Genomic DNA, 945 nt, shown 5'->3' on the forward strand with positions numbered 1-945 from the left:
ACACTGCGGGTTGATGGGCATCAGTGGCGCGTGGCCTACGAACTGCTCCATCGTTTCATCGAAGCACGGCGCACGCCATAAACCAGAAGCGCCTTCCGTGGGTAGATGCTGCCCGCCGGGTATTTACCTTTGACCCGGTAATCCTTCCAGCGGAAGCTCACGCCCGTTTCGTCCATGGACACCAGCCGTCGGTTCGAGATCGCCACGCGGTGCGTATAGCGCGACAGGTAGGCCAGCACGGCCTCGGGACCGGCAAATGGACGCTTGGCATACACCACCCACTCGCACTTCCGCTGCGCTGCCAACCAACGCTTGAATGTACCGACATCGCTCAGGTTCTCGTGCTCGCCAAAGAACTGGAGCTGCCCTGAGTGATGAAGCTTCTCCAGTTCCTCGATAAAGCGCCGTCGGAACAATCGGGAGAGAACGCGCACGGGCAGGAAGAACCCACGGCGGCAAGCGATCCAGCGCTCTCCATCCCGGGAAATGCCGCCGCCAGGGACGACACCATGGACGTGCGGATGGTGCGTCAGCGCCGACCCCCAAGTATGCAGCACCAGCGTCGCACCGACTTGCGCACCCAGATGTTTGGGATCGGCCGCGATGGTCAGCAGTGTTTCCGCCGCCACCTCGAACAGGAGACGGTAGATCGTGGCCTTGTTGGTGTAGGCGATGGCACTGATCGGTTCGGGCAGGGTAAAAACGACGTGGTAATACTCGACGGGCAGCAGGTCGGCCTGTCGGGCATCCAGCCATTTCTGCGCGGCACGTGCCTGACACTTCGGGCAATGTCGGTTACGGCAGGAGTTGTAGCTGATCTCCTCGTGGTTGCAGGCATCGCAGTGAAGCGCATGCCCTCCCAGCGCCGCAGTACGGCACTGTTCGATGGCCGACATGACCTTGAGCTGAGCGAGGCTCAGGTGTCCTGCCTGCTGTTTGCGCCAG

General features: G+C 61.7%; 1 pseudogene. It reads right to left on the reverse strand.

Going from position 1 to position 945, the window contains the following annotated elements:
• Positions 1-128: 128 nt before the first annotated feature.
• Positions 129-945: pseudogene (locus CSQ89_RS21660) on the reverse strand (IS91 family transposase); the annotation flags it as partial.

This window comes from Chitinimonas sp. BJB300 (assembly GCF_002735695.1).
Classification (GTDB): domain Bacteria; phylum Pseudomonadota; class Gammaproteobacteria; order Burkholderiales; family Chitinimonadaceae; genus Chitinimonas.